Below are 23,712 nucleotides of genomic sequence, written 5' to 3'. Positions count from 1 at the left end.
GAGCATAAGGCTTTGAATCACAACCATTTCGATTTTTTCGCCTTTATTTACCCTTACTCATAGTCGAAAGTCTTTAACAATGGACTGCAATTATTGATCAAGATCCAAGAATGATGGAGATATTGCTATATTTATAGCGATCGCTTGATTAAAAAATTAATGTTTAAGTTTGTCAACAAACTTGCTTGTTTAGCAATTTATACAGGGCTAAGTCTAGGTATAGCTAGCACAATATCGCCAGTATTTGCTGAAGACAGCAGCCTTGGCATCGTCATGCGTCGCGGGCAATTACGAGTGGGAATTGATGCCGCGATCGGTGGTCCCTATATGTTTTGGAATGCCAAGACGCAGTTTTATGATGGGTTTGAGCTAGAAATCATTCAAGAAATTGCCGCAAAATTAAACATTGAACCCCGTCCCATTAATATTCCTTGGTCTACCCAGCCTGACAATTTAGCTTCGCGACAGGTCGATGTACTTCTAAGTGCGCGGGAAGAGGGAGCCCTAGAAACGGGCGATACCAAGGGCAAATTCATTGAAACCATTCCCTATTACCGTAGCGCTCAAAGGCTGCTAATCCGTGCCGATGGTACCCAAATCAAATCCCTCCGCGATATGATCGGCAAGCGAGTTGGGGTTGTGGCAAATAGCGGAGGCGCAGCGATCGCAGAAACCTATAATAAAAATAGGGGTAATGCTATCCGCCTGTTCTCCTCACGGGATCTCGATCGGATGGTCATCCAACTGCGCGATCGCCAGCTTGATGCGATGATCCTTGATGAACCAGTAGCCGTATGGCAAGCACGCAACAATCCCAACTTTATAATTGTTGGGGAACCCTTAATTCCGATTCGTCTAGTGGCGATCGTCAATAAGGACGATGTATCCCTGAAAAATGCCGTAGATCGGGCTTTAACAGAGATGCGTCAAGAGGGTAAACTCGAACAGATACTTAAGAGGTGGAACCTGTGGGAAAGCCAGAAAACTTTAAAATCAACAACGGTCTTGCCAGTTACGGTATTAGCGATCATTACGCCGTACTCGGTTTACCAATAACCAGTGATGCGCTCCAAATTCGCAAAAAATTTCTCAAGCTTGCAAAGATTTTGCATCCTGATGTATTTGGTCGAACTCCCGAAGAAAAAGAGTTAGCCACTAAATATTTCTCAAAAATGGTCAGCCCAGCCTACCAAATTCTCAATAGCGATCGCGAACGGGGAGAGTATTTAGCCACCTTAAGAATTTTTGCCCAGAACACCAAGCAAAAAGAACAGATACCGACGATCAGTTCCGAAATTGCCCAAAAACTCTATCGGATGCCCCACGAAATCACCTATCAGCAATATGTAGAACAAATTGCTCCAAAACAATATGAAAGCTTAGATGCCATCTTGGAATACACCACAACTCTCAGCGAGTTAAATTTGGTATATGTCTTGACTCAGCAGACCTTGAGTTTTACCAGCAGCAGCAATGCTTACGCTCCTGCTCCCAGTCAAACCAATAACCCTGAACCTGTAGCTGCCAAACTAGCCCAGTCTCCCGCACTGCGAAATCTCAATATGGCGGAGTTATTTATCAGTAAAAAGCAATGGACTGACGCTCTTAAGGAGTTACTAGGAGCGGAGAAACTCGATCCTAATAACGCTAAAGTCTATGCGCTTAAGGGGTTAGTGCAAATGAATCAAAATGCGGCCGTGATCGCGAAGGCAAGCTTTCAAAAAGCTCTCAAGCTCGATCCGAAAGAGCCTATAGCCCTCAAATATATCAATCAGGTGACTACTGCTAGCAAACCACCAGAAAAAACGCCAGAAAAAAAAGGCGGGTTATTTGGCTGGGGCAAAAAGTAATCTCGTATATTTCTCGCTAGGACTGGATTTCCGCAGACTCAAAAATATGGCGAGGCAACCATCTTGGATTTCCGCAGACTAAAGTATTACCGCCATAATGCGCTCATGCTGATCGTTAGTGCCGATCAGCATATTTTGACGACAATTACCCAATATTTAGGCTCAGAACGTTACAGTTTCATCACGGAAACCAGTGGCGAAAAAGCTTGGGAAATCATTCTTCACAAAAAACCTGCGATCGTTTTAGCTGATTGGCATATCCCCGATGTCTCTGGTGTAGCACTTTGCCATCGGGTCAAGGTAAATCTCGAACATCCCGACCTCATGACGACGTATTTTGTCTTGATTGTCGATGATTTGAACAATCAACAACGTCAAATTGGTTTAGATGCGGGTGTTGATGAATTTCTCAGCAACTCCATTGATAGTTCTGAGCTAAGGGTAAGATTGCGGACGGGGCTAAAGGTCAGTGCGTTAACGCAGTCTTTGATCTGGACTAACCAGAAATTACTCGCTCAAAATGACTTGCTGGATACATTGAACTTAGTCGATCCTTTGACAAAGGCTTTAAGCGAGCAGGCTTTTGTTGAGATCGTGCCAAAAATGATGCAACTGTTTAAGGGCTATGGCCCTTATAAAAGTTATAGTTTTTTGAGCTTGTTGATCATTAATATCGATCGCTTTCAACCGATTGTCGAGTCCTATGGCGAGCAGGTTGGCAATGAGACGCTTAAGGCGATCGTCGGGCGTTTGAGCAATAACTGTGAGGCTAACAGTTTAATTTATCGTTATGGTTTAGATGAGTTTGCTTGCATTACGCCCCATAATGATGCCGCAAGTGGCAAACAACTCTCTCAAAATTTACTGGCAAGCATTAGCAGCCATCCGATTTCTGTCTCTTCGGCATTGTTATTCCCACTGACGATTAGTGTCGGTGGAGTGGTAACAACTTTAGCAAGCCTAAGCCAACAAAATCTTGATCGGAGTTTTGGCAAACTTGTAGCTTTAGCAGAACACTCACTACATCAAGCTCAATGTGCGGGTGGCAATCAGGACTATATCAAAGAACTTATCTAACGTGATGGCACTTATAAAAGTTATAGTTTCTTGAGCTTAAGGCGATCGTCGTGTGTTTGAGCAATATTTGAGCCATAACTGTGAGGCTAACAGTTTAATTTATCGTTATGGTTTAGATGAGTTTGCTTGCATTACGCTCCATAATGATGCTGCAAGTGGCAAACAACTCTCTCAAAATTTACTGACAAGCATTAGCAGCCATCCGATATTTGTAATTTGATATCTGTAATTTGATATTTGTAATTTGATATTTGTAATTTGATATTTGTAATATGTACAAGAAAAAACTTCAGTTCTTTACAACCACATTACTGACCTTCTCCATGATTCAAGCGATCGCTTTGAGCTTTAGCGATCGGCAATACAATCTAGCGATTTTGCAAGATCGGCAAGCCTATGCCAAAAGTAGCGGAGCTCGAAGCGGGGGTGGCTCCTTTAAATCATCACCATCATCGGGTTCTAGCAGTTCTAGCAGCTCTAGTAGCTCTTCTACCAAATCGCCATCAAAATCTACACCCACAAGCACATCTAGCCCTTCTAGCAACGATCGCGACTCCTTAACTAGCCCCAGTCAAACGCAAAAGAATCCAGCCATTGTCCCAGTACCGATTATTATCAATAATTCGTCGAATTATCCCAATTCTCCGTCAAATTCTTTCCGCAGCAGCGACGCGAATAGAGGTTCTTCGGACATGTCGTGGCTGGTTTGGTTGATAATTTTGCTAATCGGTGGAACGATTGTCTATTTCATCATTCGCTCAATTATGATTCCTAGCAAATCAGGGGGAAAAGCTGGAGAGCTTGGGAATGAAACCTTTACCGTCACCAAGTTACAGGTTGCCCTGCTTGCTGAAGCGCGTCAGGTGCAAGCCCAATTAACAGAATTAAGCCTTGAAGTGGATACGGATACGTCAGAAGGTTTAATGACGCTGATGCAAGAGTCTGCATTAGCTTTGATGCGTACCCCCGAAAACTGGACCCATGTTTCATCTAGTTCGCAATCAGTAAATCGCGATCGCGCTGAGTCCCTTTTTAACGAACTATCCCTAGAAGAACGCACTAAGTTTAGTGAAGAAACCTTAGTAAATGTCAAAGGGCGAGTTGTTCAACGTTCAACGGCGATCGCTTCTCCTGACAAGGATCCTTCAGCCTATATTGTCGTAACACTCTTAATTGGCACCGAGCATGACAAGCCAATATTTGGCGAAATCCACAATACCGAGCAATTACAGACAGCCTTAAAGGCGATCGCCGCAATTCCATCTAGCCATTTATTAGTGTTTGAACTGCTGTGGAGTCCGCAGGCAGACACCGATAGCCTCACCTATGACGAGCTACTGACGGAGTATACCCACATGACTCAGATCTAGCCAAAGAGAGGGTTAGAGCAAAGCTCTAACCCTCTCTTTGGCATCGCGATTAGTCCTTGTGCCGCGAAGCTTTGATTTGATCGATAAAAAATTCCTCAAGGGTCTGGCGTGCTAACTCGATTGCGATCGCCTTTGCCCCAATACTAGCAATATAGGTCAAGAATTCAGGTAGATCCTTGGCTAGTTGACCATGCCAAGTATCATTTTGGAAAATGAGATGTTGGAGCCAAGGCTGTAATTCTAGCTCAGTACCACCATGCCCGCTGACTTGATAGGACTGTTCCGTACCTAGTAACTCATTGAGAGTCCCCATCGCGACCAATTCCCCTTTATTGAGAATGCCAATGCGATCGCAGATTAGCTCTACATCCGACAAAATATGACTGTTAAAAAATACCGTTTTGCCTTGATTTTTGAGCATTAAAATAATTTCGCGGACTTGATAGCGACCCACGGGATCTAGTCCTGACATCGGCTCATCGAGAAATACCACTTCGGGATCGTTGATCAAGGCTTGAGCAACACCAATTCTCTGCACCATTCCCTTAGAATATTGGCGCAGTTGCTTTTTCCTCGCTACAGATTGGGACAGTCCGACCAGATCCAATAAATCCGCAATACGCTGGCGGCGCAGTGATGGGGCAACACCAAATAAACTACCGATAAAATCCAGCAATTCCCATCCCGTCAAGTAGTCATAATAATAAGCATTTTCAGGTAAGTACCCAATGGACTGTTTCGCCGTGCGATCGCCAAGAGGGTAACCTAAGATCTCACCCGTACCAGAGGTTGGCTGGACAATACCGAGCAAGATTTTTAATAGAGTCGTTTTACCAGCTCCATTAGGTCCTAACACACCAAAGGTTTCACCCTTGCGAATGGTTAACGAAAAATCCTGTAAAGAACTAATTTTTTGATTTAACCAAAAGCCAGTACGATAGGTTTTGCTCAAGCCACTCGCCACAATAGCGTTGCTGGCAATAATCTGTTGCTGGGGTTCGCTAGTCAAGACTTCTACCATAGTTGCGATCGAAGTTGCAAAATTCATTCTTTAAAACAATATTTTAAAGCACTCGCTACCATACTCAAGCAAACATACTCAAGCAAATAAGTAGCTAGGCATAATTAATTACAAACCAAAAGCCGTAAAGTTGCGCCCCTAAGGGGTGCAACTTTACGGCTTTTGGCAATTTATCAAGTCAGGAAAACAAAAACAATAGAGAGTTGCGGCGCTTAGCGCCGCAACTCTCTATTGTTTTTGTGACTTTTCGACTAGATATTCTTTGCCAGATAAACTATACCCAGATAAACTATACAATGTAGCGACAATGTAGCGAAATGAGGCTAGATAGCGCCCAGCTATGAGTAATATTTTCTTGCTGCCACCAAACCTAGACAAGAGAGAGCGTTTTGCTGCTTCTTGGGAATATTTGCTGAAAAATGTTCATAGTTTAGGTCAAGATTTCGTTAGTTTTCTGACTCAGCGATCGGGAAAGCCCCGTTCAACATTTATTAAAGCGGTTAGCTATCCTTTTTTCTCGTCGGACATCCAGCCCGATATTCTTTTAGAATGCCAAGATTTTGATATCATCTGTGACCATCGTATCGAAAGCGAGTTGAGTGAGTACTCGCTCGCGAGCTTTTTGGCGATCGCTAAGCTTCAAGCCAAACCAACCTATGTAGCGGTGATTAGCAATAGTTACTGCTTGTTCGAGCCCGAAATTTTAGATAGTGAGGAAGCCAAGCTTTACTATCTGCAACCTCACGGTGATATTAATTCCTCAATGCCCTATTTCTGCTGGCAGGATATCTATGCTTTAGTAGCCCAAAAGGAACATCATCTCGCCCATGAGTTTGTGGAATACATGCATTTCATGGACATGCAACCTTGGCAACATCGCATGTGGGGGGATCTATTCCTCAATCCCGATGTGGCAAAATCCTTTAGCGAACAATGGGGGCAAACTATAGATTATTTTGAAGGAATAGCGATCGCCAAACAGAGTGGTTATAGCGCTTTAGAGATTATTTATCCTCTGCCTTGGCTACAATTGCTTTATGTATATGCAGCGAGATCAGTACCTCATCAGGATCTTCAATCTGTAAGCCCCTATCTAGTCGCGACGGTTTGGCTCAAGGGGGATGCTCGGAAGCAAATTCGCGCTTTTCAGGGCATCAATCAGAGCTTTGCCATACCTGAAAATAACGATCTTATTGTCGAAGTCCGCGCCAGTGTTGCCGATGGTCTATGGATAATGAAAGCTGATAGCCGTCCGAAGTTAGCTGCCACCTACTACACCTCACTTGATCGCCTTGTATCTAAAGATATTCCCCAAGTTCAAGCCAATCTGTTAGCTTTTACCAAGGCAGTATTTGCCCATGTAAAAAGTATCGTAAGTAGTTCAGTTTAGACGTTGCGGCGCAAAGCGCCACAACGTCTAATTCTTCTCTGGAACCAATAATTAGACGTTGCGGTGCTTCGCGCCGCAACGCTAATTATTCACTGGGAAGGAAGTAATATTTTGGGTGACTTCGACATAGATATTTTCAAGGCGGACTGGCTGACGCATAATTGAGTCAATTTTGATCCCTTCAAAACATTCCAAAATTTCTTTTAGCTCCATCGCCCTAGGTAGCCAAAAAGCAAGATCTCGCCCATAGTGGCGATAATCAAAGCCGAGTTCGATCGCTCTAGCGATCGCCAAATTCTCGGTTGGCGTACAGATAATGGCAATTTCCTGTGCAGGAATATATTTGCGGAGTTCATCAAGACTCCCTTCAGCCAATAAATTCCCCTTCTTGATAATACCAATCCGCTGACAGAGGCGTTCAGCTTCTTCTAGCATATGAGTAGTCAGTAAAATGGCAGTATCCTGACTACTCAGTTTGCGAATTAATTCCCAAACTTCATAACGGGCTTCGATATCCAGTCCTGTGGTTGGCTCATCTAGTACGACTAATTGCGGCTGATGGACGAGCGCAAGAGCCATACTTAATCGACGCTGCATCCCTCCGCTGAGTGTCTCCGCAATACTTTGAGCGCGATCGCTTAATCCCACTAATTCCAAACAATAATGAGCTTGTTTCTGACAGGCTTGGTTATTCAATCCGTAAAGCTGCCCAAAAAAACGCAGATTTTCTTCACAGGTTAAGCTCTTATAAAAAATATTATCCTGTGGGGCGACTCCGATGAGCGATCGAGTCGATACCGATGGTTTTTGACCATTCATCGTTACCAATCCGCGATCGGCGGCGATCAGCCCACATAAAATACTAATCATAGTAGTTTTGCCAGCTCCATTGGGTCCCAGCAAACCATAGACTTCCCCCGACTGAATAGCAAAGCTTAAGTCATGCAAAACTTGCTTCTTTCCATAAGATTTACAGATTTTGCGAACTTCTAGCACGGAATATCGATCTCTTTAAAGTAATGCCTAAAAGTATAGCAATCGGCATTGATAAGTATCAGTAAACTTACAAACTAAAAGTCATTGTCTGTAGACTATTGCCAAAGTTGATTAAGGAATTGCCAGTGCTTTGCACTGGCAATTCCTTAATCAACTAAATAATTTGAGAGAGGCTTCGACTTTGCTCAGATAAAGTATCCCGCTGGCTGAGCGTGAAGGGTTTGCGTAGCAAACTCTTTACGCTCAGCCAGTTTCAAATTAACCCGAACTCACGTTGAAATTAGTAATGCAACAGGTTGTACTCACCCTGCGGCAGTAGCAAAGTGGACTCAATTTGGTTTTTGATTAAGGGACTGACGTATTCGGCATTATTTAAACATTCGATCAATAACTTGTTCGCATCGTGATAGGTTCGCAATACCTTCAACTGAGTATCGCTAAATTGCCACTCCTGAGAACTTTTCCGATGCTGAACGATTAAATTACGGAGCTTTTTCGACCAATCTAAACCCTTAGCTTGCCACCACTTTGCAAAAACATCTCGGTTTTTGTAAGGATCGGGAAACTTCTGGCGCAAAAATTGTAGGGCTCTAGATAGATCGGGTTCGAGAACGCAGGCTAGCTCTAAAATGGGGTGATTGGCAAAGTATAAGGCTAAGTCAAGATTGAGCGCGAGATTAATGGTGTAATCGATATCAACCTGCGTCTCTGTAATGCTATTGTCAGCCCCCATTGCTTTTGCTAAAGCCCGTTCTAAGGATCGGGAATGGGCAATATCTAAGGCCCGAGCGCGATCGAGGGAACGTGCATTTTCTAGATCGACATCCAAATACAAGGCTCGAATCGTTACTGGCTTGTATGGAGTTTGAATTTGAATCGACTGTTGATTAACCCATGTTAGAAATGACTGCAAGTGTGGGTCTTTACTCACTATCTCGTCAATTTTTCGCTTCATCATCTGTAGGATGTGATCGGCTTGTTGGGAGATGCTAATGGTCATCACGATCACACCATGCCAGCGTCTGAGGTATATCCGTTCTAGCAGGTAGTTTTGCGCGGCACTGGGGGCACTATTGGCGAGTCGATAGGCCGCGAGGTAATCGTGCAAGGTGGTGTAGTTTAAGGAATGAAAACCTTTCGCACATTCAATCAATAAACTATGTTGCCACTTAAAGGACTGCAAGAGCCGATCGCGATCAATGGGAACAGCTAGGCTGCGACTGGTACTAATACAGGCTTGAAAATCATCCTCAAGTTCGTTATTTTGCCATACATAACCATGACGATCGAGGGAGACAATGGCTATATGGGAAAGTAAATCTTGTTTTTGTGAAGTTGATAGTTCGCGATCGCTTTGGATGGGAAAGCATTTAGTCTGATTCCATTTCGTTAGTAGCAGATCGAGAATTTCTTGGTAGAAGTTGGGCTTAAGATATTCGCAACTGTTGAATACATTACAGAGATAGGTTAGTAGTAGGGGATTGCGGGCAATTTCTGCTAGGGGTTTATTGGTTGCTAAAAGCTGTTGAAATTTTTCATTTTTTTTCGGCTTTTCCGAGCAAGTAACTTGAAACCATTTACTGGCAAAGGTGCTAATTTGTAAATCTTGGAAAGGGGCGATCGCAAAGGCGGAAAATGATTCGAGGATATGCCCGTAGATTGGGTTACGAGAAGAGAAGACCATCCGATTTTTGGGATAGCGATCGCTAAAGTTTGTAATTTGTTGTACGATTTCCCCACGGTTGGCTTCTGGCAAGTCATCAATCCCATCCCAAAACAGTAATAGACGACCTTTAATAAGTAACTGTTCTAATAATTGGTTATCAGAGGATTCATCTAGCAATCCATAGATCGTGATTTGTTTCTTTAACCATGTAAAAGGATTACTGTCATTAGGTGACACGAGCGATCGCAATGGCAAAAATACAGGTAGATATTTCGGTAATATTTTGCCCGCAACGCAAGCCATTGCCAAATATTTGAGTAGGGTCGTCTTGCCAGAGCCCAGTCCGCCAACGAGTAAAATTAGCTTAAATTCTTCTAAAGCTCTACTAGCAGGAATTATCGGCGGATGTAGCTTATCTAAATAAAAGCGATCGTATTGTTCGGGAGGGATATTTGCAAAGGTCTCATTGAGATCCAGATATTGACTGCTGGGCAAATTAGTAAAAACACTCAGCTCGGTATATAAATCATGCAGACAGACTGGTACACTCACATCAATTATTTTGAGGCGATCGCATTGACGGATTAGAGCAGCTGAGATTCTTTGCCGTAGGCTATGTACTGATAGGTCAATATTTTCCAGCAAATTTAGAGCGATATTATCACTGGGGTTTTGATTAACGTTTTGCGAAATACGATCCTTACTATCACCGTCAGATAACAACTCGCTCACATTCGCGACATGGCGATTACTTCTACTCGCATTCGTAAATATCGTGGGAGTTTCCATATTTGCATCATCGCTAGGCTCGGACAAATTCTCGCCTGACAATTCCCCTTCTTCCTGCAAAGTTGTTAATGAAATACCTAATTTTTCACAAACCAGATTGTAGGTATGGCGATCAACGATTTCTCCATTCAAAAAATTGTCAACTAGTTGAACGGCAATACTAAGTTCACTTGCCAGATCTAATGGCGTAAAACCCTGACGGGAAATTTCATCTCTTGCTTTACTAAGGATATCTGCTGGAGCTCTTAGCATTAAGGATGCAACCATAGTTCTTATGCCTCTATCGCCGATTTCATTAAAATATAATAAACCTTAATATTTTCATTTAAGGTGTCATTTATTAATACAGTCAATTTAACACTGCTAGTGAAAATATTGGTTTTCTTACAATGCAAAGCACTGTATAGTGCGATCGCAAACTAACTTATACCAAAACACAAAATGGCTACGCCATTTTGTGTTTTTAAAAACCTTACTAGGTTTGGTTTTCAATTCACAAAAGTGTTATTACACTTTTGTGAACTGGTATTAACTTAGTTCTATTATCTAATACAAGAAGTCTATTCCAGTGAGTTTATTAACATTAGCAATCGATGTAGGTGGTAGTACCATCAAGGCGATCATCTTAAAAGATGATGGTACGGCAATCTCTGATCGGTCACTTATTCATACACCACACCCCGCAACGCCAGATGTGATTGTAGCGACATTAATCGATCTGATTTGGACGCAGGGAGAATTTGATCGCCTTTCTATCGGATTTCCAAGTGTTGTCGAAAATGGCATTACAAGAGGAGCCATTAACTTACATCCCGATTGGGATGGATTTCCTTTAGCCGAAGTATTGAGTCAGAAGTTAGGCAAACCCTTTAGGATCGCCAACGATGCCGATGTACAGGGTTGTGGCGCGATCGCGGGTTATGGGGTGGAGTTGGTAATCACGCTAGGCACTGGCTTTGGCTCGTCCCTCTTTCTGAATGGCAAATTATTACCCAACCTTGAAATCGGTCAGCATATTTGGCGCGATCGCCACACCTACGAAGATCTCTTAGGACAAGCGGCTCTCGATCAAGTTGGCGTAGAAATGTGGAATAGCCGATTATCAGAGGCGATCGCTACGCTCTATAAATTATTTAATTTTGACAAAATATATCTCGGTGGTGGCAATTCTCGCTTAGTTAACCTTAGTTTACCCCCCCATTTATTAACTAAAGTAGCGATCGTCTCCAATGATTTAGGGCTAATTGGCGGACTATATTTGTGGAAATCATAGTGGAAATCATAATAAATTAATTTGGGCGATCGCCCCAAGGTCAACAACTTATACCAAAGCTCAAAATGGCATAGCCATTTTGAGCTTTGAAAACCCTTACTAGGTTTGGTTTTTAATTCACAAAAGTGTTGTCACACTTTCGTGAATTGGTATTACTGAAAAATCTGAATTTATCGCAATTTTTTGAGGACTGCAAAATTAGGTGGGTTTCGTGTTTGTGAAGTTAGGCTTTTGGGCTAACACAAGACTAAATTGCTTCAGGGTCAACGCCGATAGACCGCAAATAATTCGCTAATTTCTCTTTTTGTTGACGTTCTTGATCAGCGATCGCCATTTGTTGATCGGCGATCGCTCGTTGTTGATCGGCGATCGCCTCAGCTTGTAAAGCCCGTTCATCACCCGTTAACAACAAATTTCCAGACTCATCCCACCAGCGCAACCAAGATACACCATTCTCTAATATCAATCCCAGTTCTACACCCATCGGCGCGATCGCAAAATGTCCGCGATCATTGGGCTGCATTTTGACATAGCGACCATCAACCAAGTGATAAGCCTCAAGCTCATCTTTCCATGCATCAAAAATCACATAAAAAGGAATCCGAATGGCCTGTTCGTAAACCCAGAATTTACCAGCTTTTTCGGTTTCACTAGGCGGCGTTGTGTCTCTTTCTTCACTCCCATTACCAGAAACAAATTCAATTGCAATTAAGGGGGCAACAAATTCTTTCCACAATACATAGGAACGGCGATATTCACCATCGAGAAGCGGCGATACATTAGGAACGTAAAACCAGTCAGGCGCTTCAGCTCCTTTTTCGGGTGGTTCCATTAGCCGCCAGTAAATGCCGCTATCTTGCCCAATGCAGTAGCGTCCATCGGGATGTAATTTTTCTAAAATAGGGCTGATCGAACTAGTTAAAACAATACTTTGTGGATGTTCCTGAAAATTTTTCACAAAGGTTCCGTCTGAATCTGGCAGTTGCTTATGATCGGGGAGGCTAATTGGTGCGGAGGGAATATTAGAAGGTGGTGAACCAGTAGTTTTGATTGGCGCTTGCGTGGTTTGCATAGTAACTCTAGGAGATACGTTGGTTCGATCTTAACATCAATTTTTAGCTTGCTGTAAGTAGCTGGAGACAATTGAATAAATCCCAAAACTAAAAATGGCGTAGCCATTCTTAGTTTTAAAACCCTTACTGGATCTAGTTTTTAATTCCTGAAAGTGTGACAACACTTTCAGGAATTAAAAACTAGATCCTTAATAGCGATAAAATGCTTTAGCCCCAATTCACTATACGACTAACTTCTAAAACAAAGTTTGGCAATACATTCTCACCCGATAAAGTTTTAGGATTATCTAAAATCTCAACAGACTGACCTTGGCGATAAATAGCTACGCGCCTGTGTTTCGGATCAATTAACCATCCCAACAAACAGCCATTGTCCATATATTCCTCCATCTTGGCTTGTCCCTGCTTCCATGAATCACTAGGTGACAAAAGTTCAACTAGGAATTCAGGACAGAGTGGCAAAAAACCTTGGCGTTGATCAGGAGTAAGCGATTCCCATTTTGCTAAAGAGATCCATGCTGCATCGGGAGAGCGATCGCTACCCTTCGGCAAACTAAACCCAGTCGATGAATCAAAGGTTTTACCTCGTTTGCATGAGTGATTCCATACATAGAGTTCACCGTTGAGGTCAGAATTAAAACTACCAGTCTCACCACCCGTTGGGGACATAACGATTAATTCTCCTTTAGCAGTACGCTCTAGTTTCATTTCAGGATTTGCCGCGCAGAGCTTGATGAACTCTTCGCGAGTCAGTGAGATCACTGGACTAAGATCGATGGTTTGAAAGTTCATAATTTTTTCCCATGAAATCCTAAAGAGAGATCCTAAAGGGAGAGCGAAACGGCTCCTTTAACTTTATTCTCCAACAAGTCGAGAAACAGAAAGGGTATCACACATTTTCTTAATTTGATTGCAAACGCGATCGAATTGGTGGCGATCGCTGATATCGATACTTAGATCAATAATTGCTGCTTTGCCTTTTTTGGTCTGTACATTCGCCCTACGGACGTTAATTTTATTGTCCGATAGGCGGGTTAAGATGTCCCGTAATACGCCAACGCGATCAATCGTTTCCACTCGAATATCAATGGGATAGGTTTGATCGCGATCGCTTTCTTTCTGGTAATTCCAACCCACATGGAGAAGGCGATCGCTAGGAATACTGGCAAGATTATTACAATCGTTACGGTGGATCGTGATCCCGCGATTGCTTCCTAGCGCGACAACTCCTGAAATCGGTTCTCCTGGTAATGGAGCGCAACAACCTGCGATCGAATAGACCATCCCCTCTATGCCCAAAATAGGCGATTTAGAATTGTGGTTATGGGCTGGTTCGTGACGCGATTCAAACTTTTGAGGATTAAAGTAGCGCTCATTATGTTGATTTTCCCGCAGCTTATTAACTACCGCATTAACAGAGGTTTCGCCATAGCCAATACCTGCGATCAGATCCTCGACATTATGATAGTTACATCGCTCTGCTAACTTCTGCATTTGATCGGATTTGAGCAATGCATCCAATCCATTTTTACCTAGTTCGCGTTCTAAAGCATTGCGCCCTAAAGCAAGATTTTCTTCACGACGCGATCGCTTAAACCACTGACGAATCCTGCTTTTTGCCGAATTTGTAGCAACAAAATTAATCCAGTCCGTACTGGGATGGGCATTATTTTGAGTGAGGATAGTAACAATATCACCATGCTTGAGCGGACGCTGCAAAGGAACCATCACATTATTGACCAATGCCCCCGAACAATGATTACCTACTTCCGTATGCACTCGATAGGCAAAGTCTACGGGTGTCGCTCCGCGAGGCAAACAGTACACATCTCCTTTCGGACTAAACACATATACTTCACTATCAAATAAATCTTCCTTGACACTATCAAGATATTCTTGGGGATCTTTCAATTCCCTTTGCCATTCTACTAATTGACGCAGCCAAGTAAACTTTTGATCATCCCCCTTGAGTGGTTTGCTGACCGAATTACTCTCTTTATATTTCCAATGCGCGGCAATTCCATAGTCAGCGATGTGATGCATTTCCCATGTCCGAATCTGCACCTCCACAGGTTGTCCCTTAGGTCCAATCACTGCCGTATGTAGCGATTGGTAGCGATTGGGTTTGGGCAAACCAATATAGTCTTTAAAGCGTCCAGGAATCGGACAAAAATGGTCGTGCACGACGGCAAGGACGCGGTAGCATTCCTCTTTGGTATTGACGATCACCCTCACGGCTTGGATGTCGTAAATCTCGTTGTACTGTTTCTTTTGGCGTTCCATTTTACGGAAGATGCCATACAAATGTTTCGGTCTGCCGCTAATCTCAAAATCATCAATCCCCATAGATGCGAGGCGATCGCCTAACACCTTAGTCACTTCCGTTAGTTGCTCCTGACGGCTCTCATGGGTCTCAGCGACCAGAGATTCCATCATTTGATACTGCTCTGGCTCAATATATTTAAACGCAATATCTTCGAGCTCCCACTTGATCTGCCCTAAACCCAAACGGTTTGCTAAAGGCGCAAAAATCTCGCGGGTTTCTCTGGAAATCAAGACTTGCTTTTCGGAGCGGAGATGTTGCAGCGTTCGCATATTGTGCAAGCGATCGGCCAGCTTGACGATAATTACCCGAATGTCCTGAGCCATAGCCAGAAACATGCGGCGAAAATTTTCGGCTTGACTTTCTGTTTTACTCTCAAAACTAAGTTTCGATAACTTAGTTACTCCTTCCACCAATTGACGAATTTCTTTCCCAAATTTCTCTTCAATTTGATCGCAGGATACATCCGTATCTTCAACCACATCATGCAAAAAACCTGCGGCAATCATGGCATTACTACCACCAAGATCCTTCAAAATTGCTGCCACCGAAATGGGATGCAATATATAGGGCTCTCCCGAAGCTCGGCATTGACCATCATGGAGGCGATAGGCAAAATCTAAGGCACGACAAACAACATCTTCATTCTCTAAAATCTCCCCCCTTTGCGATTTCTCCCATCCACTTCTTAGCCAGTCAGGGATCGATGCATCTACTACCGCAATACATTCCCGCGACTTTCCGCTATCTATTTCAACATCTACCGGCCGACCTAGACGTTCTACTGGAGCTTCAGCTAATAATGTCATCGGAGTCATACTTTTAATTTCGCCTTGGCAAAGATAGTTGTTAAGATTTTCATAACCTTATTTTAAACTTTATGTCAAATACGTCGTTTTGTCTCTAGGGAAACAAACTTTTGTACTTTTTTATGCATCAGCTAGCCATAAGCCAATGCATGAGTAAAGTTAAATTATCGATCTAGCTATGACAGCTAGTTTTAGCCTAAAGTTTTAGCCTAAGTATTTGTCACTATTATAGCGATCGCCACCAGATAAAAGGCATTATCTCGAACTAAATCCGAATCTCTACTCGATCTTTGTGTTCAATATTTAAAAACATGATAATTGCTTTGTAAAGTAAGGCAATTATCATGTTTTTTTAGCTGTTTTACAGATAACCCAGAAGAGCATACTGCCCGCTGCGCGGGCAGTATGCTCTTCTGGGTTTGGTTTTTAATTATGCCTAGCTACTTAAACAATCATTGGTTTGCTCGAACGATCAATTTTTTTGCATAGAGTCAAGCGGTGGGTATCGCAATCCCAATGCACATGCTCAAAAATTTTGCGTAGTATATAGAAACCCCTACCACATTCCAAGTCATGGCAAGGAGTCGGATCGTCTTTGCCTCCACCCGAAGATTGAAGATCATCACCTTGATCGGTGATAATCCACCAGTACATTTGTGAAACTATTGAGAATTTAACAGTAATTTGTTTGCATGGATCGAAGGAATTACCATGCTTAACGGCGTTGACTAGCGCTTCTTGCAATCCCAAGCGTAACTCTGGTTGCCATTCTGAAGGGACTTCGTCTAGCAACAAATCCAGTACTGGGGCAAGATAGAGGGTTGAAGTAAAACTGAGATTACTCCACTTTCGTCCTACTGGACGTACAGGTGTCACAATCACGAACTTTTAACTCCTCTGAAAAACTGCTATAGCCTGCCTTGATATTTTTTGAATAGCCACGCCATTCACTAAACATGCAATGGAATTAATTAAATTCACGATCGCCATACAATAGATCTAGATCTTATTCTAGCGAAAAAATCTTTCCTAAAATCGTTTCTAAGCAATATGACCTTTACTCAACGACAAATTTCGCCCTTTAATCCTACCGAAAATACCCGCACCATGGGAAAGGGGATGCGGGCAGCAGTTTTATTTTTGTTAAGTGTATTGGTACTGATCGGGATTTTAGGCGGACGACTTTTTTATTTACAACTGATCGAAGGCGATCGCAATCAACAATTAGCCGAAAATAATCGGATCAGACTAATTGCCAAGCCTCCCGAAAGAGGACGACTTTTCGATCGCAAGGGGAATATTCTTGCCTCAAGTCGCTTAGCTCATGTGGTGTATCTCTGGCCTATCGCCCAGCCCAAGGATAAATGGCAGCCCACAATTAAGCGCTTAGCTGAGTTGATTGGCGTTTCGGCGCAAACGATTACGGACAAATTGGAGCAAGAAGGCTACAACTCTCCCAATCTAGTCCGCGTCTCAACGGCAATTAGTCCCAAGCTCGTAACAGTGCTCTCCGAGCATAGTCTGGAGCTGCCAGGGGTCAAGGTTGAACCAGAGGCTGTACGCTATTACCCCAATGGCGATGTTGCAGCTCACGTACTAGGTTATACAGGAGAGCTAACCGCCGAAGAATTACCCAAACTACGGGAAAAGGGTTATCGTCCTGGAGATGTGATCGGCAAATCAGGTGTGGAATATGCCTTTGAAAATCAGTTGCGGGGAGAATGGGGCGGACAGCAAGTAGAAGTGGATGCTTTTGGTAAGGTATTACGCATTTTGGGGCAGAAACCACCCAAATCAGGTAATGCGGTCAAAATGACGATTGACTTAGATTTAGAAAAAGCCGTAGAAAAGATTTTAGGCGAGCAACAGGGTGGGATTGTGGCGATGAATCCTAATAATGGCGAGGTATTGGCGATGGTCAGCCATCCCGCCTTCGATCCCAATCTTTTTTCTGGCAAAATTTCCGAAGCAACATGGAAACGCCTGCAAGAAAAAGATCATCCTTTTGTCAATCGGGTACTCCAAGTATATCCCCCAGCCAGTACTTTCAAAGTTGTAACGATGACGGCAGGTTTAGAAACTAATAAGTTTGGCATTAATGATGTTCTGCCCACATATCCCTATCTGGATGTTGGTGGGTTTCAGTTTTGGGATCACAACCATGCGGGATTTGGTACGATTGGGTTTTCCGAGGCTATGGCTTATAGCAGTAATACTTTCTTTGGGCAAGTAGGTATGCGCGTAGGGGAAAAGGATCTAGCGACATGGGCGCGAAAGTATGGCTATGGCGAATATTCTGGATTAGAAATCAAGGAGGAAGAAACTAAAGGCACGGTTCCCGACGAAGAATGGAAGAAACGAGTAATCGGTGAGCCTTGGTATGTTGGCAATACCTTAAATATGTCAATCGGTCAGGGTGACGTACAGGCAAACCTCGTCCAAGTTTCCATGATGACAGCGGCGATCGCTAATGGTGGATTCAAAATCAGACCGCATTTTCTTCTAGAAGATAGTGATGCTAAGGAATGGCGGCAATCTCTAAATATATCGCCAACTAATTTAGCGGCGGTGCAAAAGGCATTGCGATCGGTTTTTGATTTTGGAACGGCGGCAGCACTCAATTCCTCAGAGATTAGCATGGCTGGAAAATCAGGGACAGCCCAAGATCCTCCTCGCCTTAACCATGCTTGGTTTACGGTCTATGCACCCTATGAAAATCCTGAAATTGTGGTGACTGTATTTGCGGAAAATGCAGGTGGTGGTGGTGGTAGTGCGGTTGCCGCACCTTTGGCAGTGCAGACGATTGAAGCCTATATGAAAATTAAATCCATGCCCAATTCCCCCATTAATCCCCCAGTCCCTGCGGTGAATTCCAATTAAAATCCATAGAATGGCGGTGCTACGCGCCACTACTCTATGCAAAAGATAAGTGACGGTGCTACGCGTCACTTGTCTTTTAGGTTCTATGGCTTAAGCAAAACTTTCATTGCTCTTGTTGTGACTTTAACTATAGATAGCATAAAGATGGGCGACGCAAAGCGCCGCCCATCTTTATGCTATCTAGTGGTTAATTGGACTAAATTTTCTTCAACCAGCTAAACATGGCACGAAGATCCTTACCGACAGATTCGATCTGATGCTCGGCTTCTTGGCGGCGCATAGCAGTGAATCCAGGCTTGCCAGCTTGATTTTCGAGAACGAATTCACGAGCAAATTGACCAGACTGAATTTCGGAGAGAATTTTTTTCATTTCGGCTTTGGTCTGCTCGGTAACTACGCGAGGACCGCGAGTGTAATCACCATATTCAGCGGTGTTAGAGATGCTGTAGCGCATATTTGACATGCCGCCTTCAACCACCAAATCGACGATGAGTTTTACTTCGTGCAAGCACTCAAAGTAGGCGAGTTCTGGTTGGTAACCAGCTTCAACAAGGGTCTCAAAGCCAGCTTTGATCAAGGCACACAAACCACCGCAAAGTACGGCTTGTTCGCCAAATAGATCGGTTTCAGTTTCTTCGCGGAAAGTTGTTTCCAAAACGCCGCCACGAGTGCCACCGATACCTTTAGCATAGGCCATAGCGCGATCGCGAGCATTACCCGTTGCATCCTGATACACAGCAAACAATGCAGGAACACCTTGACCTTGGGTATAGGTACGACGTACCAAATGTCCAGGACCTTTAGGTGCGACCATAATCACATCTACATCGGCAGGAGGTACAATTTGCGCGAAGTGAATATTAAAACCATGGGCAAAGGCTAGCGTATTGCCTGCTTTGAGATTGGGTGCAATTTCGGTAGCATAAATTGCTTTTTGAGTTTCATCAGGCAATAGAATCATAATCAGGTCAGCAGCAGCCGATGCATCAGCAACAGTCTTAACAGTAAGACCTTCAGATTCTGCTTTTTGCCATGAGGGACTGCCTTGATATAACCCCACGATGACATCCACGCCGCTATCCTTGAGGTTAAGGGCATGGGCGTGACCCTGAGAACCGTAGCCGATAATTGCGACTGTCTTACCTGCTAGAAATTCAAGATTTGCGTCCGTGTCGTAGTACATCCGAGCCATAGTGTGGTTATCTCCGAGACAAAAGATTGAGTGAGTAGTTTTTAAATGTAGTTTGGAAGATTTATTGTCAATTGCCTTCAAACACTTTTTCTAGTCTAGCAAAAAGCGCCCCCTCTCCAGAAACAAATTTGTCACTACTATCGCGGTCGATTAACTAAAAAGGGGGCGCTTCGCGCCGCCTTTTTGTTTTCGCATCAGCCCGATCGCAGTTCTAAGCCCAATACCTGAGTATGTTCGCCGCGTGCTTGCGTTACCCCGATCGTGCGTTCTGAGGCTTCGATCATGGGGCGACGCAGACTGACCACAATGAATTGCGCGAGGTTAGCTTGCTTGCGTACCATTTTCGACAAGCGTTCGACGTTGGAACCATCTAGAAACATATCGACTTCATCGAAGGCATAGAAGGGCGAAGGACGATAGCGCTGAAGCGCAAAGATGAAACTGAGAGCTGTGAGTGATTTTTCGCCCCCAGACATGGATGCGAGATGTTGGACTTGCTTGCCTTTAGGATGCGCAACTAGGGTAAGCCCACCACTAAGGGGGGCATTAGGATTTTCTAGTTGCAGATAACCATCACCATCGGAGAGCTCGGCAAAAATTTCTTTAAAATGTCCGTTAACGGCATCAAAGGCTTGCATAAAGGCACGCTGGCGCAGCGTGGTGAAGTTCTCAATACGGATTAAGAGTTCGGTCCGCTCTTGATTGAGGGTTTCGAGACGAGTGCTAAGTTCGTCTAGGCGTTGAGATGTGGCTTCGTATTCCGCGATCGCCATCATATTTACGGGTTCCATGGACTGAATCCGCTTGAGCAAGCGCCGCTGCTCTAGCTGCAACTGTTCTAGAGTCATGGTTTCAGGGACTTCAGGGATCGGATCGGGAAGTTCGATCTGACTGAGTTGTTCGGCAAATTGAGCGATTTGCAACTCAAGCTCGGCTTGCCGTTCGTGATTTTTTTGCATCTGCCACTGCATCTGCTGCTGTTGTTGTTGCTGTGCGCGCAGCGATCGCTCGCAGGCATCGCGTTCCTGTTTCGCCGCACCAATTGTCTGTTCGAGAACTTCCAAGCGGGACTGATAGGAGGCGATCGCCGTTTCAGTCTGCTTGAGTTGATGCTGAATTTGTGATGTGCTATTGATCAGTTCCGCTTGAGTACTGCGCAGTTCTTGAAGGCGCGTTTGCCGTTGCGCCATTTTCTCCAAGGCTAACTTATGCTGGTTTTCTAATTCTCCTAACTGTTGCTTGGCGGTACGCAGTTCAATTTCGGCGCTATTTAATAAAGCTTCTTGCCCTTGTAACGCATCTTGCGCTTGCAACCAGCGACTATGGGTACTTGATTTCTCTAGCTCGGTAAGCTCGGCGCGTTTGACCATTAACTGAGCTTCGAGTTCGGCAGCATTACCATCTAGGGAAATTAATTGCGCTTGACCGATTTCGATCGCCGCACGGGTTTGTTGAATTCGATCTTGCAAACGAGAGCGATCGCGGCTGTTACGCTCGATCTGTTCGTAAATGCGATCGCGCTTGAGTTGAGCTTCGCGATGATTAGTTCTTGCGGATTGTAATTGCTCCTCATACTTGGCGATCCCCGTTAAGGCTCCACGCAAACGTTGGTTGAGTCGCGTTAGCATCTGATCGATTTCCATGAGGCGATCGCGCAGTTGCTTAGTTTCGGAAGATTCCGCAGGTTTGGCATTACCAAAATGCAAACTATTTTGCTGAATAACACTGCCGCCAGTCATCGCTCCTGATGTTTCGAGAATCTCGCCCTCAAGGGTCACCATGCGATATTTGCCAATGTGAAATCGCGCTTGATCTAGCGTCTCAAATACGAGCGTATTGCCAAAAACAAAGGAGAAGACATCTTGGTAGCGATCCTCGTAGGTAACAAGATTAAAGGCATAGTCGATCGCCCCTAATTTTTGAGCTTCGATGCGGGAGGGAAATCTCGCCGCTTGCAACTTATTGAGGGGTAAAAACGTGGCTCGACCAGCCCGTTCGCGCTTGAGCAAGGAGATCGCTTCGGCAGCTACTTCATCGTTTTCCACCACAAGGTTACCTAAGCGCCCCCCCGCACAGATCTCAAGGGCTAATTGAAATCTTGGCTCGACCAGCCCCAATTGGGCAACTAAACCATACACGCCAGACATATCGGCTTCAATGACTACTTGCGAGGCTCTAGTTCCCTGTACTTCGCGACTTGCCTGCACCTGTGCTTCCAATTTATCGAGTTGGCGAGTCTTAACTCTCTGCTCTTGAGTCAAGCGCTCGATCGTTTCATTTTGGAGTTGCACTTCTAACTGAGCTTCCGCAAGATTTTTGGCTAAGGTCTGTACTAGGATTTCCGCTCCATTGACCTCAGCCTCTTGCAAGCGCAAGGCATCCTCAAGGGACTGATTAGAGAGCATATCGACAGCATAGCGTCCTTCGCCTGCAAGAATTTCTTGCAGTTCGCGATCTTGGGATTCCAATTGTAACGATCGCTGATTGAGGACTTCTTTCAGTCTAGTTTGCTCTTGCTTTTGCGGATCGAGTTCTCCTTGCAGCTTATCGATGTCGTGGCGTAATTGAGTTTGCTGGCGTACCCAATCCGACGAGGCGGAGGCGATCGCTTGGACTTCCTTCCGATATTGCGAAACGATCGAAGCCTGTTGATCGCGAGCCTTTTCCGTCGTAATGACCGACTCTTCCTTAAATTGCTTTTGCGACTCTAGTTCTTCAGCTTCGCGAAGGAGGCGATCAATTTCCTCTTGGGTCTTGACAATATGGGTTTGATTGTTTTGATAAGAACTAGTCAAAGACTGCTGTTGGCGTTGCAAGCCTCGAAGTTCGGCCTGTTGTGAGGACAAATTACTCGAAACAGATAGATATTCTTCTTCCCCAAGGGTATGGACGCGATCATTTAATTCATTGAGGTGAACTGTACCGACTTCAATTACCTGCGAAAGTTCAGTTAAGGATTTCTCTAAATTGCCGCATTGCTCCTTATTATTGACTAATTCAACATTACGGAGTGATTGGTTATATAAAATCTCGCGCTGTTTAAGTACGGATTCCGCCGCTTCCATCTGCTCATATTCCAAGCGCAGCGCTTTATATTTCTCCGCCTTCACGCGATCGCTTTTTAATTTATCCTTATTAGCAATGAGTTCCTGTTCGACAATCCGAAACCTCTCTTCTTGGGTCTTAACATCGTCTAACTTATCTTTCGCGGTGGAAATTTTGCGATCGAACTCACCCACCCCTGCCAATTCATCAATAATTTCCCGTCTTTCCCGCGAATTCATCGAAATAATGCCTGTTACGTCACCCTGTAAAACTACGTTATAGCCTTCAGGATAAATGCGGAATTTGGCTAACTGTTCGTGCAGTTCGCTTAAATTGCAAGGCGTTCCATTAATATAGTAAGTCGAAGTATAGGTTCCTTGGCTAGTAACCCGTAACTTCCGCATCACCGTCCATTCACCAATTTCCTTTCCCTCCGCCGTAGGAACTTCGATCCCTTCGGTTTGAAAAGCAGCCACCTCAGTTTCATCTAATGCAAAGGTAACGGTAACGATCGCTTCGACCATCCGTCCCTTCTTGCTATGGGCTTGGTTGACTAAGTCGGGCAAGCGATCGGCGCGCATCCCCTTAGAACCTGCTAGCCCCAGCGCAAATAGCAAGGCATCAAGAATATTCGATTTACCCGAACCATTGGGACCAGAAACCACTGTAAAACCCGTCATCAGTGGGATCGATACAGTAGAGCCAAAGGACTTAAATCTGGTGAGTTCTACATTTTTAATGTACATAGGGCGATCGCGGGCTGACCGAGGTTTAACAATCTGAATAATAGACTATGCGCGAGGTCGAGTTTTGACAGCACGAAAGTGCCAATACGTTATCACAAGTTGGACGAAATGGCGTAAGTATCACCGAGGATTTTTGTGGATAAGCCTATAAGCTAAGTGAGCTTAATTAAATATAAAATCCTAAAACCTGCGGCGCACGCACAGCGTGCGCC

Annotated in this window: 17 protein-coding genes; 8 read left to right on the top strand and 9 right to left on the bottom strand. The window is 44.2% G+C overall.

The window, feature by feature from the left end:
* The first annotated feature begins 159 nt into the window (after nucleotides 1-159).
* The 5 genes from PSE7429_RS01110 (at nucleotide 160) to PSE7429_RS01095 (ending at nucleotide 4,297) form a co-directional block, all read left to right on the top strand.
* Nucleotides 160-1,056, top strand: coding sequence for a substrate-binding periplasmic protein (locus PSE7429_RS01110; protein ID WP_009625187.1), 897 nt, complete (start codon nucleotides 160-162; stop codon nucleotides 1,054-1,056).
* Nucleotides 969-1,850 carry a J domain-containing protein gene (locus tag PSE7429_RS01105; RefSeq protein ID WP_071590095.1) on the top strand — a complete coding sequence of 294 codons (882 nt, stop codon included), beginning with the start codon at nucleotides 969-971 and terminating at the stop codon, nucleotides 1,848-1,850. The genes PSE7429_RS01110 and PSE7429_RS01105 overlap by 88 nt, the downstream gene beginning before the upstream one ends.
* A gap of 105 nt (nucleotides 1,851-1,955) precedes the next feature.
* Entirely contained in the window at nucleotides 1,956-2,927 is a 972-nt protein-coding gene (locus tag PSE7429_RS01100) for a GGDEF domain-containing response regulator (protein ID WP_009625185.1), read from the top strand.
* A 52-nt stretch (nucleotides 2,928-2,979) separates the two neighbouring features.
* The gene (locus tag PSE7429_RS26140; protein WP_158467600.1) at nucleotides 2,980-3,147 is read left to right on the top strand and encodes a hypothetical protein; all 168 of its coding nucleotides are present in this window, start codon (nucleotides 2,980-2,982) and stop codon (nucleotides 3,145-3,147) included.
* Nucleotides 3,148-3,199: 52 nt separating this feature from the next.
* Nucleotides 3,200-4,297, top strand: coding sequence for a DUF1517 domain-containing protein (locus tag PSE7429_RS01095; protein WP_009625184.1), 1,098 nt, complete (start codon nucleotides 3,200-3,202; stop codon nucleotides 4,295-4,297).
* Nucleotides 4,298-4,346: 49 nt separating this feature from the next.
* Here PSE7429_RS01095 and PSE7429_RS01090 read toward each other — a convergent pair whose 3' ends face one another.
* Nucleotides 4,347-5,318 (bottom strand): ABC transporter ATP-binding protein, encoded by a 972-nt coding sequence (locus tag PSE7429_RS01090; protein ID WP_009625183.1) that lies wholly within the window; start codon nucleotides 5,316-5,318, stop codon nucleotides 4,347-4,349.
* Nucleotides 5,319-5,658: 340 nt separating this feature from the next.
* Here PSE7429_RS01090 and PSE7429_RS01085 point away from each other — a divergent pair, with 340 nt between their 5' ends.
* Nucleotides 5,659-6,708: a hypothetical protein gene (locus PSE7429_RS01085; RefSeq protein ID WP_009625182.1), complete on the top strand. Its 1,050-nt coding sequence runs from the start codon at nucleotides 5,659-5,661 to the stop codon at nucleotides 6,706-6,708.
* Nucleotides 6,709-6,789: 81 nt separating this feature from the next.
* On the opposite strand, the gene PSE7429_RS01080 is transcribed toward PSE7429_RS01085, so the two are convergent.
* Complete coding sequence (locus PSE7429_RS01080; RefSeq protein WP_009625181.1) at nucleotides 6,790-7,704, bottom strand: ABC transporter ATP-binding protein; 915 nt, start codon at nucleotides 7,702-7,704, stop codon at nucleotides 6,790-6,792.
* A gap of 280 nt (nucleotides 7,705-7,984) precedes the next feature.
* Nucleotides 7,985-10,426, bottom strand: a complete 2,442-nt coding sequence (locus PSE7429_RS01075) for an NACHT domain-containing protein (protein ID WP_009625180.1) — start codon at nucleotides 10,424-10,426, stop codon at nucleotides 7,985-7,987.
* A 301-nt stretch (nucleotides 10,427-10,727) separates the two neighbouring features.
* Between PSE7429_RS01075 and PSE7429_RS01070 the strand changes: the two genes are divergently transcribed.
* On the top strand, nucleotides 10,728-11,432 hold the full coding sequence (locus PSE7429_RS01070) for an ROK family protein (protein WP_009625179.1): 705 nt from the start codon (nucleotides 10,728-10,730) through the stop codon (nucleotides 11,430-11,432).
* Nucleotides 11,433-11,679: 247 nt separating this feature from the next.
* On the opposite strand, the gene PSE7429_RS01065 is transcribed toward PSE7429_RS01070, so the two are convergent.
* The 4 genes from PSE7429_RS01065 to PSE7429_RS01050 all read right to left on the bottom strand — a co-directional run bounded on the left by PSE7429_RS01065 (nucleotide 11,680) and on the right by PSE7429_RS01050 (nucleotide 16,519).
* Entirely contained in the window at nucleotides 11,680-12,504 is an 825-nt protein-coding gene (locus PSE7429_RS01065) for a Uma2 family endonuclease (protein ID WP_009625178.1), read from the bottom strand.
* A gap of 208 nt (nucleotides 12,505-12,712) precedes the next feature.
* Nucleotides 12,713-13,297, bottom strand: a complete 585-nt coding sequence (locus PSE7429_RS01060; RefSeq protein ID WP_009625177.1) for a Uma2 family endonuclease — start codon at nucleotides 13,295-13,297, stop codon at nucleotides 12,713-12,715.
* Between the two features lie 63 nt (nucleotides 13,298-13,360).
* A complete protein-coding gene (locus PSE7429_RS01055) occupies nucleotides 13,361-15,646 on the bottom strand; it encodes a RelA/SpoT family protein (RefSeq protein ID WP_009625176.1) in 2,286 nt (761 codons plus the stop codon).
* Nucleotides 15,647-16,081: 435 nt separating this feature from the next.
* On the bottom strand, nucleotides 16,082-16,519 hold the full coding sequence (locus PSE7429_RS01050; RefSeq protein WP_009625175.1) for an ATP-binding protein: 438 nt from the start codon (nucleotides 16,517-16,519) through the stop codon (nucleotides 16,082-16,084).
* A gap of 168 nt (nucleotides 16,520-16,687) precedes the next feature.
* Between PSE7429_RS01050 and mrdA the strand changes: the two genes are divergently transcribed.
* Nucleotides 16,688-18,517 (top strand): penicillin-binding protein 2, encoded by a 1,830-nt coding sequence (gene mrdA, locus PSE7429_RS01045; RefSeq protein WP_009625174.1) that lies wholly within the window; start codon nucleotides 16,688-16,690, stop codon nucleotides 18,515-18,517.
* A gap of 196 nt (nucleotides 18,518-18,713) precedes the next feature.
* Here mrdA and ilvC read toward each other — a convergent pair whose 3' ends face one another.
* Both ilvC and smc read right to left on the bottom strand, forming a co-directional pair.
* Nucleotides 18,714-19,709 (bottom strand): ketol-acid reductoisomerase, encoded by a 996-nt coding sequence (gene ilvC / locus PSE7429_RS01040; RefSeq protein WP_009625173.1) that lies wholly within the window; start codon nucleotides 19,707-19,709, stop codon nucleotides 18,714-18,716.
* Between the two features lie 194 nt (nucleotides 19,710-19,903).
* Nucleotides 19,904-23,500 carry a chromosome segregation protein SMC gene (smc, locus tag PSE7429_RS01035; protein WP_009625172.1) on the bottom strand — a complete coding sequence of 1,199 codons (3,597 nt, stop codon included), beginning with the start codon at nucleotides 23,498-23,500 and terminating at the stop codon, nucleotides 19,904-19,906.
* Nucleotides 23,501-23,712: the final 212 nt, after the last annotated feature.

It is taken from the genome of Pseudanabaena biceps PCC 7429 (assembly GCF_000332215.1).
Classification (GTDB): Bacteria; Cyanobacteriota; Cyanobacteriia; order Pseudanabaenales; family Pseudanabaenaceae; genus Pseudanabaena; species Pseudanabaena biceps.
This window is presented reverse-complemented; position numbering and strand designations above follow the sequence as displayed.

Coding starts and splice junctions, on each gene's coding strand:
- PSE7429_RS01110 (WP_009625187.1), top strand. CDS start 160: ATGTTTAAGTTTGTCAACAAACTTGCTTGTTTAGCAATTTATACAGGG.
- PSE7429_RS01100 (WP_009625185.1), top strand. CDS start 1,956: ATGCTGATCGTTAGTGCCGATCAGCATATTTTGACGACAATTACCCAA.
- PSE7429_RS01095 (WP_009625184.1), top strand. CDS start 3,200: ATGTACAAGAAAAAACTTCAGTTCTTTACAACCACATTACTGACCTTC.
- PSE7429_RS01090 (WP_009625183.1), bottom strand. CDS start 5,318: ATGGTAGAAGTCTTGACTAGCGAACCCCAGCAACAGATTATTGCCAGC.
- PSE7429_RS01085 (WP_009625182.1), top strand. CDS start 5,659: ATGAGTAATATTTTCTTGCTGCCACCAAACCTAGACAAGAGAGAGCGT.
- PSE7429_RS01075 (WP_009625180.1), bottom strand. CDS start 10,426: ATGGTTGCATCCTTAATGCTAAGAGCTCCAGCAGATATCCTTAGTAAA.
- PSE7429_RS01065 (WP_009625178.1), bottom strand. CDS start 12,504: ATGCAAACCACGCAAGCGCCAATCAAAACTACTGGTTCACCACCTTCT.
- PSE7429_RS01060 (WP_009625177.1), bottom strand. CDS start 13,297: ATGAACTTTCAAACCATCGATCTTAGTCCAGTGATCTCACTGACTCGC.
- PSE7429_RS01055 (WP_009625176.1), bottom strand. CDS start 15,646: ATGACTCCGATGACATTATTAGCTGAAGCTCCAGTAGAACGTCTAGGT.
- mrdA (WP_009625174.1), top strand. CDS start 16,688: ATGACCTTTACTCAACGACAAATTTCGCCCTTTAATCCTACCGAAAAT.
- ilvC (WP_009625173.1), bottom strand. CDS start 19,709: ATGGCTCGGATGTACTACGACACGGACGCAAATCTTGAATTTCTAGCA.
- smc (WP_009625172.1), bottom strand. CDS start 23,500: ATGTACATTAAAAATGTAGAACTCACCAGATTTAAGTCCTTTGGCTCT.